Origin of the sequence: Xanthomonas axonopodis, assembly GCF_001304695.1 — a bacterium.
GTDB lineage: Bacteria > Pseudomonadota > Gammaproteobacteria > Xanthomonadales > Xanthomonadaceae > Xanthomonas > Xanthomonas axonopodis.
On the sequence record NZ_JFAQ01000060.1, the window covers coordinates 14,583 to 27,792 of the forward strand.

At 63.9% G+C, this 13,210-nt stretch carries 13 protein-coding genes; 4 read left to right on the forward strand and 9 right to left on the reverse strand.

Features of this window, described 5'->3' with window-relative positions:
• Positions 1 to 69: 69 nt before the first annotated feature.
• From XAXN_RS06395 to XAXN_RS06405, 3 genes are read right to left on the reverse strand one after another with little or no spacing between them, the layout of a single operon-like run.
• Positions 70 to 1,146: a class III poly(R)-hydroxyalkanoic acid synthase subunit PhaC gene (locus XAXN_RS06395; protein ID WP_054318933.1), complete on the reverse strand. Its 1,077-nt coding sequence runs from the start codon at positions 1,144 to 1,146 to the stop codon at positions 70 to 72.
• Positions 1,143 to 2,369: a class III poly(R)-hydroxyalkanoic acid synthase subunit PhaE gene (phaE, locus tag XAXN_RS06400; RefSeq protein ID WP_054318934.1), complete on the reverse strand. Its 1,227-nt coding sequence runs from the start codon at positions 2,367 to 2,369 to the stop codon at positions 1,143 to 1,145. Before phaE ends, XAXN_RS06395 begins: the two co-directional genes overlap by 4 nt.
• Positions 2,370 to 2,423: 54 nt before the next feature.
• Positions 2,424 to 3,038: a CDP-alcohol phosphatidyltransferase family protein gene (locus XAXN_RS06405; protein ID WP_054318935.1), complete on the reverse strand. Its 615-nt coding sequence runs from the start codon at positions 3,036 to 3,038 to the stop codon at positions 2,424 to 2,426.
• A gap of 132 nt (positions 3,039 to 3,170) precedes the next feature.
• On the opposite strand from XAXN_RS06405, the gene XAXN_RS06410 reads away from it, so the two are divergent.
• Complete coding sequence (locus XAXN_RS06410; protein ID WP_054318936.1) at positions 3,171 to 3,929, forward strand: 3-hydroxybutyrate dehydrogenase; 759 nt, start codon at positions 3,171 to 3,173, stop codon at positions 3,927 to 3,929.
• A 358-nt stretch (positions 3,930 to 4,287) separates the two neighbouring features.
• Here XAXN_RS06410 and XAXN_RS06415 read toward each other — a convergent pair whose 3' ends face one another.
• From XAXN_RS06415 to ppsR, 3 genes are all read right to left on the reverse strand, one after another.
• The gene (locus XAXN_RS06415; RefSeq protein WP_054318943.1) at positions 4,288 to 4,776 is read right to left on the reverse strand and encodes an NUDIX hydrolase; all 489 of its coding nucleotides are present in this window, start codon (positions 4,774 to 4,776) and stop codon (positions 4,288 to 4,290) included.
• Between the two features lie 70 nt (positions 4,777 to 4,846).
• Positions 4,847 to 5,356: a DUF1249 domain-containing protein gene (locus XAXN_RS06420; protein WP_054318937.1), complete on the reverse strand. Its 510-nt coding sequence runs from the start codon at positions 5,354 to 5,356 to the stop codon at positions 4,847 to 4,849.
• Between the two features lie 202 nt (positions 5,357 to 5,558).
• Complete coding sequence (gene ppsR / locus XAXN_RS06425) at positions 5,559 to 6,380, reverse strand: posphoenolpyruvate synthetase regulatory kinase/phosphorylase PpsR (protein WP_054318944.1); 822 nt, start codon at positions 6,378 to 6,380, stop codon at positions 5,559 to 5,561.
• A gap of 142 nt (positions 6,381 to 6,522) precedes the next feature.
• Between ppsR and ppsA the strand changes: the two genes are divergently transcribed.
• Together ppsA and XAXN_RS06435 are read left to right on the forward strand one after the other, a co-directional pair.
• On the forward strand, positions 6,523 to 8,901 hold the full coding sequence (gene ppsA / locus XAXN_RS06430) for a phosphoenolpyruvate synthase (RefSeq protein ID WP_054318938.1): 2,379 nt from the start codon (positions 6,523 to 6,525) through the stop codon (positions 8,899 to 8,901).
• Positions 8,901 to 9,860 carry a mechanosensitive ion channel family protein gene (locus tag XAXN_RS06435; protein ID WP_054318939.1) on the forward strand — a complete coding sequence of 320 codons (960 nt, stop codon included), beginning with the start codon at positions 8,901 to 8,903 and terminating at the stop codon, positions 9,858 to 9,860. Before ppsA ends, XAXN_RS06435 begins: the two co-directional genes overlap by 1 nt.
• Positions 9,861 to 10,034: 174 nt before the next feature.
• Here XAXN_RS06435 and orn read toward each other — a convergent pair whose 3' ends face one another.
• The 3 genes from orn to mntR all read right to left on the reverse strand — a co-directional run bounded on the left by orn (position 10,035) and on the right by mntR (position 11,670).
• Positions 10,035 to 10,619 (reverse strand): oligoribonuclease, encoded by a 585-nt coding sequence (gene orn / locus XAXN_RS06440; protein ID WP_054318940.1) that lies wholly within the window; start codon positions 10,617 to 10,619, stop codon positions 10,035 to 10,037.
• Positions 10,620 to 10,690: 71 nt separating this feature from the next.
• Positions 10,691 to 11,206 carry a tRNA adenosine(34) deaminase TadA gene (gene tadA, locus XAXN_RS06445; protein ID WP_054318941.1) on the reverse strand — a complete coding sequence of 172 codons (516 nt, stop codon included), beginning with the start codon at positions 11,204 to 11,206 and terminating at the stop codon, positions 10,691 to 10,693.
• Complete coding sequence (mntR, locus tag XAXN_RS06450) at positions 11,203 to 11,670, reverse strand: manganese-binding transcriptional regulator MntR (protein WP_042822544.1); 468 nt, start codon at positions 11,668 to 11,670, stop codon at positions 11,203 to 11,205. The genes tadA and mntR overlap by 4 nt, the downstream gene beginning before the upstream one ends.
• 142 nt (positions 11,671 to 11,812) lie before the next feature.
• On the opposite strand from mntR, the gene XAXN_RS06455 reads away from it, so the two are divergent.
• On the forward strand, positions 11,813 to 13,147 hold the full coding sequence (locus XAXN_RS06455; protein WP_054318942.1) for an Nramp family divalent metal transporter: 1,335 nt from the start codon (positions 11,813 to 11,815) through the stop codon (positions 13,145 to 13,147).
• Positions 13,148 to 13,210 lie beyond the last annotated feature (63 nt).

Below are 13,210 nucleotides of genomic sequence, written 5' to 3' on the forward strand. Positions count from 1 at the left end.
GCTGCAGATCGTGACGGCCGCGTGGCCTGCTCAGCGCAGCGTCACCTGCGCGGCGTGCAGGCAGCGATCTCAGGCATTGCCGCCACGTTCCTGCAGCCAGCGATGGATTGCCACCGGCACCTCGCGCTGCGCGCGCCCGGAGACGTAGATCCCGATATGCCCACCACGGAAGCTCAGTTCGCTGTAGTCGTCGCTGCCGATCAACCCTGCTAGCGCCCGTGAAGCATCCGGCGGCACCAGGTGGTCGTGTTCGGCGTAGATATTCAGCACCGGCATGTCGAGCGCCTGCAGATCGACCGCCTGCCCACCGATGCTGACCTGCCCGGTGACCAGCCCGTTGCGCTGATAAAACAACGTGACGAATTCGCGGAAGGCCTCGCCCGCCAGGTCCGGCGAATCGAAGATCCACTTTTCCATGCGCAGAAAATCTTCCAGCGCCTGCTTATCGTCCAGGATGTCGAGCAGGCCCACGTATTTCTGCAGATTCAGCCGGAACGGCTTGAGCATCAGGTAACTGGCGTTCATCAGATCCGCCGGCACGTTGCCCATGGTGTCCACGAACAGATCCACATCGACCATGCGTGCCCAGTTGGACAGCATGTTGTCGGGCGTATGGAAATCCACCGGCGTCACCATGGTGATCAGGTTGCGCACCTTATCGCGTTGCAGCGCGGCGTAGCACAACGAGAACGTGCCGCCCTGACAGATGCCGAGCACATCAACCGCTTCCAGCCCCGACTGCGCGCGCAGATGATCCACCGCACCATCGATGTAGCGCAGCAAATAATCTTCCAGGGTGAGGTAGCGCTCGGAGCGGTCCGGGTAGCCCCAATCCAGCACGTAGACATCCTGGCCGTGACTCAATAGCCCCTTCACCAGCGAGCGATCCGCCTGCAGATCGACCATGTAGGGACGATTGACCAATGCATAGACGATCAACAGCGGTGTCTTGGCCACCGGCGCCTGCTCGCCGATGAAGCGGTATAGCACCACCTTGCCATCGCGCCAGATTTCTTCGCGCGCGGTGACGCCGTAGTCCACATCGTCCACGCCCGGCAACAGCTTGAGCCCTTCGCGCAACTTGCGTTGCATCGACAGGGTTTCCTGCATCAGGTCTTCGGCGCTGAATCCCAATGGACCTTTCATGCCTGCGCTCCACGTTTCTTACCTGCGGCGGGTTTACGGGCCCCGGTCTTGGGCGAGGATGCCGCGCTACCGCTCTTCTTGACCGCGGTCGTTTTCGCAGACCTGGAGACGGCTGGCGCCTTTTTCGGGGCCGCCTTTTTCGTCGCGGTCCTGCCGACGGGCGCCTTCTTCGATGCGCCCGGCTTGACTGCCTGCGCTGCGCGGGCCGGCCGCGCTACCGTGCTGGCCCTGGCGGACGGCGCGCGCTTGCCGGCTGCCGGTGTCACCGGTTCAGGCTGCGGCGCCGCAGCGGGCCTGCTCGCTGGTGAAGTTGCATGACGCAGCATCCGCCTGACCAGGCGTTCCAGTTCGGCAATGCGGCGATGCGCGGCATCCATCTCCGAACGTGTGGGCATGCCGAAACGTTCACTGAGCTGCTCGACCTCTTCCTGCAGCGCAGCGCGCAGGCGCATGTGCGCGTTGGCAAAACCGCCGTACACCTTGCGGAATTGCTCCGACAAGGCGACATCGGCATAGGATTCTTCGGCCGCTTCGATCCACAGATCGAACAGGGCGCGAGCGCTGGTCAGCTGGCTGCCGCTGCTCTCGTGCTCGCTCAACTTGGAAGCGAACCGCGCAAACGCCTGCTCGATCGCCGCCTTGAGTTGCTCGCCATAGGCCTCCGACTGGGCCTGGAACTCCTGCTGCGCACGTGCCAGTTTCTGCAGGCGCGACTGGTGATTGCGGTTCAACCCGAACGCCGGCATGTCCAGCCAGGGCGCATTTTCCTCGCGCCACTTTTGCAGTGCCTGTGCCGCGTCCTGCAGCCACGGATCGAACCCGCCCGGGCTGCCGCCGCGCAGCGAACCCAGCGTCCACTGCATCAGCTGTTCGCCCTGCCCTTGTACGGCCTGGCGCCAGGCGTCGGCGACTTCATTGGCCGAGGTGTCACGCCCGGCAAACTGCGCGGCCACCTGCTGCATGGTGCCGAACCAATCGCCGGCGTGGGTGCGAAAGCGGTCGATGGCCTCCTGCGCCTGCGGGGCGGCCTGGGTAGGCAGCAACTGCGACCACCAATCCAGGGCCTTGCGCCAATCCTGCGGGGCGTCGCTACCGGACGCGGGCGGTGGTTGTTGCGCAGCGGCTCCGGCCTGGCCGTGGCGCATGGCATCTCCCCAGGCAGCCCAGTATTGGCGCGCCTTGTCGTCGAAGTTGCCGTTGTCCGAACCGCTGCTTGCCATCATCCCGTCCAATGACCTTCACCCAGCCATCCTACCGCGTGCATACCGGTGTGCCGCTCAGGGTTTGGGGATACGCAGCGTCTTGCTGATCATCAGCGAGCCGGACACCGCAAACAGCAGCACCAGCGGATGGAGCTGCCACGGCCCCAGCTGCCATTGCCCCCACCACAAGGTGTCGCCGATATGGCCGCTGCTGGCGGCAACCGCGAGCAGGATCACCAGCACCAGGCTGGTCGGAATGGGCGTGCCTTCGAAATACGGCACCTTGTCGGCCTCACCAGCGATCTCTTCGGCAGTGACGTTGTAGCGCGCCAGCCGGCTGACCCCGCAGCAGACGAAGTAGCTCAGCACCAGCCAGTCCCAACCGCCGCGCATGCCGCATGCGTAGCCCAGCGCCGCCGGCGCCACGCCGAAGGAGATCACGTCTGCCAGCGAATCCAGTTCGCGGCCCAGCGTGGAAGAGGCTTTGCGCCAGCGCGCCACGTGCCCGTCCAGCGCATCGAACACGAACGCCAGCGGAATCAATGCCATGCCCAGCAGCAGATCGCCGCGATGCCCCTCTTGCAGAAACTGCATGGCCGCAAACACCGCGCCGGTGCCGCAGAACGCGTTGGCAAGTGTGAACCAGTCCGCGAGTTGGAAATCGCGCAGCATCGAAAAATGGCGTTTCATGCGGAACCTGAGGTGAGCAAGGCACGAAGGGTAACGCGCGCGCGCCACGCAGGCGACCGTTTCGCTGCACTCGGCTAGGCTGACGATCCGCGTGACCGCTCCCGGCCGCGCACGACTTCTTGAGGACACCCCATGCGCAGCATCCTGATCACCGGCGCGGGCAGCGGCATTGGCGCCGGTATCGCCGCCCAATTGGCGGCCGACGGCCATCATCTGCTCGTCAGCGATGTGCAGCTGGCGGCCGCCGAGCGCACGGCGGATGCGTTGCGCCAGGCAGGCGGCTCGGCCGAGGCGCTGGCGTTGGACGTGACCGATACAGACAGTGTTGCGCAGGCGCTGGCCAACGCATCACGCGCCCCGCAGGTACTGGTGAACAATGCCGGCTTGCAGCAGGTGGCCGCACTGGAGGAGTTCCCGATGCAGCAGTGGGCGCTAATGGTGGATGTGATGCTCACCGGCGCCGCACGCCTCAGTCGCGCCGTGCTACCCGGCATGCGGGCGGGCGGCTATGGCCGCATCGTCAATATCGGCAGCATCCACTCGCTGGTGGCCAGCCCATACAAAAGCGCGTATGTCGCCGCCAAGCATGGTCTGGTCGGCTTGGCCAGGGTCATCGCGCTGGAAACCGCCGATTGCGACATCACCGTCAACACGCTCTGCCCCAGCTATGTGCGCACGCCGCTGGTGGAGCGGCAGATTGCCGATCAGGCGCGCATCCGCGGTATTGCCGAGGACGCGGTGGTGCGCGATGTGATGCTCAAGCCGATGCCCAAGGGGGCCTTTATCGAGTACGACGAGCTGGCCGGCACCGTGGCCTTTCTGATGTCGCATGCCGCACGCAATATCACCGGGCAATCCATCGCCATCGATGGCGGCTGGACCGCCCAATGATCATGTTGGCGAAATTTTGACCAGCCGTTGCACGCGCCAGATGGCGCAAGGGGTGCGCGCACTTGTCCACAGACTTACGCAGCGTCCATCCACAGGGGATGTGGAGAAGTCGGCGAGGCCCGCCGTTTTGTGGAAAGCCGTGGGGCTCCCCGGCGATCGATCTCCCGTACCGCAAGGTTGAGCCTGGCTGGTATTGACTGCTGCGCTCCTCGCCGGCACGGTTCGCCGATCGGATGTGAGCGCTGTCGGCTGACCCGTCTCGCGCACTGCGGACGTCGATCTGCAGCAGTCGGGCTCGGTCAAATGTCTGCCGGCGCAGTGCAGCTGGCCGTTCCTCTACGTGCCGCGCACGCAGCGATCAGATCCGCGAATACGTCCACGACTGCATGCGCCCGTCGCGATACGGCATGACGCCGTGGAACGGGCGCGGGTCGCCATCGAATACCAGCGGCAGGAAATTGCGGTCGCCTTCCCACATTGGCACCTGGTCCATGCGTTCGATCGCAATCCACTCCAGCGTCCCCTCCGGATTGGAGGTGAGAGGTGTGCCGTCGAAGCTGTGGATCAGGAACACGAAGCCCAGCCAGTCTTCGCCCTGCTTGCCGAAGCCCGGCCAGCTGATGGTGCCGCGCAACTGCATCTGGCCGCAGTCGACGCCGGCTTCCTCGCGTATCTCGCGGCGCATGCAGGCCAGCACGTCTTCGTCCGGCTCCATCTTGCCGCCCAGGCCGTTGTATTTGCCCAGGTGCTGGTCGCCGGAACGGGCGTTGCGATGGATCATCAGCACCTGGGTGCCGTCAGGCGACAACAGGTAGCCGAGCGTGGCGACAATCGGGGTATAGGGCATGGCATGCAATCTGACACGAAGCGCATCAGTATGACTGAAGCGGCACGCCGCACGTGGCGGTAACGCTGGCTCAGCCGACGGCGGCCTGCGGATTCGGGCGCGGCGGTGCCACGTGATCGGTATCCAGGGCCAGGGTCGCGACGCCGTGGCCGCGTTCGGCCAGGTACTCCAGCCACTTGCCCAGGAACGTGTTCATACGCATGCGGTGGCTGATCAGCTCGGCCGGCGGCGGGAACATGCCCATGACGTCCTGCCAGCGCCGACCGACATAGCAATGCGTGGTCTCGGCCTGGCGCGCATCGCGGTACAGCCGCACATACGCTGACGGGTCCGGCTCGCCGGTGACCGGGTCGCACAGGTCGTAGGTCAGGCGCAGTTCCACCGTGTAGCGATGGCATTGGATCACGTCCAGCCGCAGATTCAGGCCATCGCCGATCGAGGACACGTATGAGCCCGGCGCCAGATCGGCCGGGGCGAACAACCGGGTCAGATGCTGGAAGTTTTCGGCGTACAAGCCCATCAGCCAGCCGAAGCGGCTCAGTTTGGGAATGCGTTCGAGTTTGCTCAGTGCTTGCGCCATGGACCGATCCTACACGCTGCGCCGCCGCACGGGCAGCATGACGAGGGCCCGACGGCAGGCCTACCTTGGCCGAGCACTGCCCCGCCCGTTTCGTATCCCCCAGCCGCCGACCACTGCCGGTAGCTCTTTCGACCCGATGGGCACGGCGGCCGAAACGTGAGTGACGGCTACCAATCCCGAATGTCCAATCCCCAAACTCCGCTCAAAACATCTCGCGCTGCAGGCCCAGGGTGGACAACACCTTGCTGGAGATTTCCTCGATCGAGGTATTGGTGGTGCTGAGCGAGGGAATGCGTTCCATCTGAAACATGCGCTCGGCGATCGCGACTTCGCGCCGGCAGGTTTCTGCCGCGCTGTAGCGCGAATTCGCGCGCCGCTCCTGACGAATTTGCTGCAACCGCTCAGGATCAATGGTCAAACCGAACAACTTGCTGCGGTAATTACGCAACCGCGGCGGCAACTGCCCGTTTTCCAGATCTTCGTCGGTAAGCGGGTAGTTGGCGGCGCGAATGCCGTAATGCAAGGCCAGATAGATGCAGGTCGGCGTCTTGCCGGCGCGCGACACCGCCACCAGGATCACATCGGCCTCGTCGTAATTGAGCGCAATGCCATCGTCATGACTGAGCGCGAAGTTCATCGCGTTGATGCGGCGGTGGTAGGTTTCGAAGTCCACCATGCCGTGCGCGCGGCCAACTCGGGAGTGACGCGGCGCATTGAGCTCGCGCTCCAGCGGCTCGATGAAAGGTGCGAATACATCCAGCATCAGCGCGCCACTTTCTGCCAGGATCATGCTCAATTGTGGATCGACGCACGAATTGACCACGACCGGGCGCACCTGGTACCGCTCGCCTGCCGCGCGCACGCGCATGGCGGCATCGCGCGCTTTATCTGCATCAGCGATGAACGACATGCGGTCGGTGACAAAGTTGAAACCGCTGAACTGCGTGAGCAGGCTATGCCCAATCGTTTCAGCGGTGATACCGGTTCCATCGGAAACGTAAAACACCGGCCGAATTGTTGACATCAAGACCACCTCTTTGAACTGGTGTCCAAAACTTACGGATTCATGCTTGTGCAGGTTCCGCTGTGCACTGCATCATAGCGGCTTCTTCCTACGGTCGCGGCCATTCAGCCCGCTCGGGCGATGGCCTTACGGAGCATCGCGCTTGAACGAGAATATCCTGTGGTTGCATGAGTTACGCCTGGCCGACCTGGCCCGCGTAGGTGGTAAGAATTCCTCACTTGGCGAGATGATCGGCAACCTGGCTGGGTTGGGCGTCTCGGTTCCCGGTGGATATGCGACCACCGCGGAAGCTTTCAAGGACTTCATCGCCCACAACGATCTGTCCAAGCGCATCTTCGACAAGCTGGCAACGCTGGATGTCGAGGACGTCAATGCACTCACGCTGGCCGGCAAGGAAATCCGCGGCTGGGTGATCGATGCACCGCTGCAGCCGGAACTGGACCGCGACATTCGCACCGCCTACGCCCAGTTGTGTTCCGAAAACGGCAGCGGCGACGTTGCCGTGGCGGTGCGCTCCTCGGCCACCGCCGAGGATTTGCCGGACGCCTCGTTCGCAGGCCAGCAGGAGACCTTCCTCAATGTGACCGGCGCCGACGATGTCGTGCACAAGGTCAAGGAAGTGTTCGCCAGCCTCTACAACGATCGCGCAATTGCCTATCGCGTGCATCACGGCTTCAAGCATGAAGACGTTTTCCTTTCGGCCGGCGTGCAGTTGATGGTGCGCTCGGGGGTCGGCGCGGCAGGCGTGTTGTTTACGCTGGACACCGAATCCGGCTTCCGCGACGTGGTGTTCGTGACCTCCAGCTTCGGTCTGGGCGAAATGGTCGTGCAGGGCGCGGTCAACCCGGACGAGTTCTACGTCTACAAGCCCACCCTCGCTGCGGGCAAGCCGGCGATCCTGCGCCGCTCGCTCGGCAGCAAGGCCATTCGCATGGTGTATTCGGATGTGCCCGGCGAGCGGGTGCGCACCGAAGACACGCCGTTGGAACTGCGCAGCACCTTCTCGATCAGCGACGAAGACGTGCAGGAACTGTCCAAGCAGGCGCTGGTGATCGAAAAGCATTACGGCCGCCCGATGGACATCGAGTGGGCCAAGGACGGGATCAGCGGCAAGCTGTTCATCGTGCAGGCGCGCCCGGAAACCGTGAAGTCGCGCAGCCATGCGACCCAGATCGAACGGTTTGCACTGGAAGCCAAGGACGCCAAGATCCTGGTTGAAGGTCGCGCCGTCGGCGCCAAAATCGGCAGCGGCGTGGCACGCGTGGTGCGTTCGCTGGACGACATGAATCGCGTCAAGGCTGGCGATGTGTTGATTGCGGACATGACCGACCCCGATTGGGAGCCGGTGATGAAGCGCGCCTCGGCCATCGTCACCAACCGCGGCGGCCGTACCTGCCATGCAGCGATCATCGCGCGTGAGCTCGGTGTGCCGGCCGTGGTCGGCTCGGGCAATGCGACCGCCGTGATCAAGGACGGCCAGGAAGTCACCGTCAGCTGCGCCGAGGGCGACACCGGCTTCATCTACGAAGGCAAGCTGGCGTTCGAGCGCACCACGACCGATCTGGGCAACATGCCGCCAGCCCCGCTGAAGATCATGATGAACGTCGCCAACCCGGAGCGTGCATTCGACTTCGGTCAGCTGCCCAACGCCGGCATCGGCTTGGCGCGCCTGGAGATGATCATCGCCTCGCATATCGGCGTGCATCCCAACGCCCTGCTGGAATACGACAAGCAGGACGCCGATGTCCGCAAGAAGATCGACGCCAAGATTGCCGGCTATGGCGATCCGGTGAGCTTCTACGTCAACCGCCTGGCCGAAGGCATCGCCACGCTGACCGCGTCGGTCGCGCCAAATACGGTGATCGTGCGCTTGTCGGACTTCAAGTCCAACGAATACGCCAACCTGATCGGCGGTTCGCGTTACGAGCCGCACGAAGAGAACCCGATGATCGGCTTCCGCGGCGCCAGCCGTTATGTCGATCCGTCCTTCACCAAGGCCTTCGCGCTGGAGTGCAAGGCGGTGCTGAAGGTGCGCAACGAGATGGGCCTGAACAACCTTTGGGTGATGATCCCGTTCGTGCGCACGCTGGAGGAAGGCCGCAAGGTGATCGAAGTGCTGGAGCAGAATGGGCTCAAGCAAGGCGAGAACGGCCTGAAAATCATCATGATGTGCGAGCTGCCGTCCAACGCGTTGTTGGCCGACGAGTTTCTGGAGATCTTCGACGGTTTCTCGATCGGCTCCAACGACCTCACCCAGCTCACCCTGGGCCTGGACCGCGACTCGTCGATCGTCGCGCACCTGTTCGATGAGCGGAACCCGGCTGTGAAGAAGCTGCTGTCGATGGCGATCAAGTCGGCACGCGCCAAGGGCAAATACGTGGGTATCTGCGGCCAGGGGCCGTCCGACCACCCGGAACTGGCCGAGTGGCTGATGCAAGAAGGGATCGAATCGGTGTCGTTGAATCCAGATACCGTGGTCGATACCTGGCTGCGTCTGGCCAAGTTCAAGAGCGAGGGCTGATGGGACTGATGGGTGCAATGTGGACAGCAGCTGCAAGAGCAGCTGCTGCGAAGCCGGCCGCAACCAGCGAGCCGGCATTCAATTGGGCCGCCATTCCGTGGGCGCAGTACGCGGTCAATTGGGGGGTGGCGCTGCTGATCGTGGTGGTCGGCATGTGGCTGGCCCGGCAACTCAGTCAATGGTTGCACAGCGCGCTCACTCGTGCGCGCGTCGAGATCACGCTGACCAACTTCCTGCGCAACGTGATGTACGCATTGTTGCTGGTGTTGGTCTTCGTCAGCGCACTGAGTCAGATCGGTGTGCCACCGACCTCGCTGATTGCAGTGCTCGGCGCGGCAGGCCTGGCGGTCGGCCTTGCACTGAAGGATTCGCTGTCCAACATCGCTGCCGGCGTGATGCTCATCGTGCTGCGGCCGATGCGCGATGGCGACCACGTGTTGATTGCCGGCCAGGAAGGCATCGTCGACGAGATCCATATCTTCCAGACCAGGATCCGTTCGTTCGACGAGCGCATGATTACCCTGCCAAACAGCACGATTACCACCGCCCCCATCGTCAACTACAGCACCCTGCCCAACCGCCGCCTGGAAGTGACGGTGGGCGTGGGCTACGAAGACGATCTGAAGAAAGCGCAGCAGCTGTTGCTGCAGATCGCCAAGGACAACCCGAACATCCTGGACTCGCCTGCACCATTTGTGCAGGTGACCAACCTGGGCGAGAGTACGGTCGACCTGATGTTGTTCGCCTATGCGACCAATGGCAACCTCGGCGCCGCCAAGAGCACCACGCTGGAGCAGATCCGCAACCAGTTGCTGGAAAATGGGCTCAACATCCCCTACCCGCAGCGCGACCTGCACGTGTATCACCACGACGCCGATGGCAAGCCGATCTCGGCATTGTTGCTCAAAGGCGTCACCGATGACGGCGATCCGAGCAAGGGGCCTTCATTGGCGCGTTGATGCTGCGCCCGCGGCACTACAGTAGAAAAAAAGGCCGCATCGAGTGATGCGGCCTTTTTTGTCAGTTCGGATAGCTCAAGGTCGTGTTTGCGCCAATGCGCAGAAGCGATGCTCAGACGCGCTTGGAGTACGCCCGCTACTCGCTTTCAGTGCGCAACACACGCCTGCGGATTCTCAGGCTTCCACACCCGCTGCGGGATCGCCACCAAGCGCGCCCATGAACTGACGATAGTGGCGCAACTCGTTGATCGAATCGCGCACATCGCTCAGGGCGGTATGCGCCGAACTCTTGGCGAACCCGTTCGCCACCGTCGGCGCCCAACGTCGCGCGAGCTCCTTGATGGTGGACACGTCCAGGTTGCGGTAATGGAAATAGCGCTCCAGGCGCGCCATCTGCCGGTGCAGGAAGCGGCGATCCTGGCAGATCGAGTTGCCGCACATCGGCGAGGTGCCAGCGCGGATCCACTCGCTCAGGAATGCCACCGTCTGCGCTTCGGCCTGTGCATGGGTGACCTGGCTGTCGAGCACGCGCTGCCACAGACCCGAACGTCGGTGCTGATGGCGGTTCCATTCGTCCATCGCTTCCAGGGTTTCCAGGGGATGCGCAATGGCCAGTTCCGGCCCCTCGGCAAGCACGTTCAACTGCGCATCGGTCACGATGGTGGCGATCTCGATGATGGAATCGCGATCGGTATCCAGGCCGGTCATTTCCAGATCGATCCAGATCAGTCGGTCGTTGCCTGCAAGGTTCTCTGCCATATCGCCGTCCTGTGGAGGCCGTCGCCGGCCGGATGCTGAAGAGGGCGCGCATCATACCGCGGCCACGTCGCTCAGGGCGCAAGTGGCGGCTTGCCGCGCTTAGCCCTGAAGTAATTGGTCAGCCGCAAGCTCGCCTCGGCCGCAAGCACGCCGCCGCACACCTGCACGCGATGGTTGTGGCGCGGGTCGGTCAGCAGGTCGAAGACGCTGCCGCAGGCGCCGGTCTTGGAATCACTGGCGGCGAACACCACGCGCGCGATCCGCGCATGAATCATCGCCATCGCGCACATCGCGCACGGCTCCAGGGTGACGTAGAGCGTGCAGCCGAGCAGGCGATGATTGGCCAGACGGCGCCCGGCTTCGCGCATCGCCACGATTTCGGCATGCGCGCTGGGATCGTGGCTGGCGATATTGAAGTTCCAGCCTTCGCCAAGCACGTTGCCTAGCGCATCGACCAGCAGCGCGCCAACCGGGATTTCGTCATGGTCGCGCTCGGCACGCTCGGCCAATTGCAAAGCGTGCCGCATCCAGTGCACGTCGATCGCCGCGTGCGGCGTGTCGGTCGGCGCATCAGTGGGCACGCTCACGTGGCCGAACCGCCCTGGCGGTCCAGAAACGCGGCGAACGCGGCAACCGTGGCTTCGCTGACGTGGTGTTCGATGCCCTCCGCGTCGCGACGCGCGGTGGCTTCATCGATGCCGAGCGCAAGCAGGAAGCGCTCCACGATCTGGTGGCGCTGCCGGCTGGAGGCGGCCAGCGCCTCGCCGGCCGGGGTCAGGAACACCCCACGGTAGGGCCGCTGCACAACCCAACCATCGCGCACCAGCCGCTTGAGCATCTTGGCCACGGTGGGCTGCGCTACGCCCAGGCGCGCAGCGATATCGACCTGACGTGCTTCGCCGCCGTCCACCAGCAGATCGGAGATCAGCTCCACATAGTCTTCGACCAGCTCGGCGCGGCGCGCTTGGCGTACCTGACGGAAGCTCTCCATGTGCACCTGCGCATCGATCAGGACCGGCGCGGCCGCTTCCACCTTTTCGCTCTTGCCCACCCTTTTCCTCGTCATCGTCGCCGGCGTCGATGCCGGAGCGCATAGTTTGAAGCACGCAGCAGATCAATACGATTGAATTTGCCAATGCTCAACAGCATAGCAACTACTATATCATTCCTTTATTCCGTTTCGACCCACGTGCATGTCCGCCGATACCGCCACCTCAGCGCCGTCGTCAGCCACCGCCATCGGCGGTCTGGGCGACCACCAGGCCAGCGTCTCCGTGCCCAAGGGCGGCCATTGGTGGTTCCGCCTGCTGGCCTTCCTGGGACCGGGCTACATGGTGTCGGTGGGCTATATGGACCCGGGCAACTGGGCCACCGACCTGGCCGGCGGTTCGCAGTTCGGCTACCTGCTGCTGTCGGTGATCCTGTTGTCGAACCTGATGGCGATCATGCTGCAAGGCCTGTCGGCGCGGCTGGGCATCGCGACCGGGCTGGATCTGGCGCAGGCCTGTCGCGTACGTTATCCGCGCGGTGTCAATCTGGCGCTGTGGGGCATCTGCGAGCTGGCCATCATCGCCTGCGATCTGGCCGAGGTGATCGGTACCGCAATTGCGTTGAAGCTCTTGTTCGGGATTCCGCTCACCATGGGCGCGATCATCACCGCGGTGGATGTGGTGCTGGTGTTGCTGCTGATGAATCGCGGTTTCCGCGCGCTGGAAGCTTTCGTGATCGCGCTGCTGCTGATCATCTTCGCGTGTTTCGGCATCCAGATCGCCATGGCTGCGCCGCCGATCGCCACCCTGTTGGCCGGTTTCGTGCCGCGCACCCAGGTGTTGACCAATCCGCATGCCCTCTACCTGGCGATCGGCATCATCGGCGCGACGGTGATGCCACACAATCTGTATCTGCATTCCTCGATCGTGCAGACGCGTGCGTATCCCCGCACCGACAGCGGACGTCGCTCGGCACTGCGCTGGGCGGTCACCGACAGTACGGTGGCGTTGATGTTCGCGCTGGGCATCAACGCGGCGATCCTGATCCTGGCCGCGGCGGTGTTCCATGCGCAGGGCCGCACCGATGTGCAGGACATCGAGCAGGCGCATGCCCTGCTGGCGCCGATGCTGGGAGCTGGCCTGGCCTCGACCTTGTTCGCGGTGGCGTTGCTGGCCTCCGGCGTCAACTCCACGGTCACTGCGACCCTGGCCGGACAAATCGTCATGGAAGGCTTTCTGCGGCTGCGACTGCGGCCGTGGGTGCGACGGCTGCTGACGCGTGGCATCGCCATCGTGCCGGTGATTGCGGTGACCTGGTGGTATGGCGATGCCGGCACCGCGCGGCTGCTGGTCCTGAGCCAGGTGGTGCTGTCGATGCAGCTGCCGTTCGCCGTGATCCCGCTGGTGCAGTTCACTGCCGACCGGCGCTTGATGGGTGCATTGGTGGCTCCACCGTGGCTGGTACGGCTGGCCTGGGGCATCGCCGCGTTGATCGTGATGCTGAACCTCAAACTGTTATGGGACACCGCGCTGGGCTGAGACCCGCCCAGCGCCGGTTGCGCGTGCCGCCGAGGCAACGCGCGGCCTGCAGGCCGACCATGC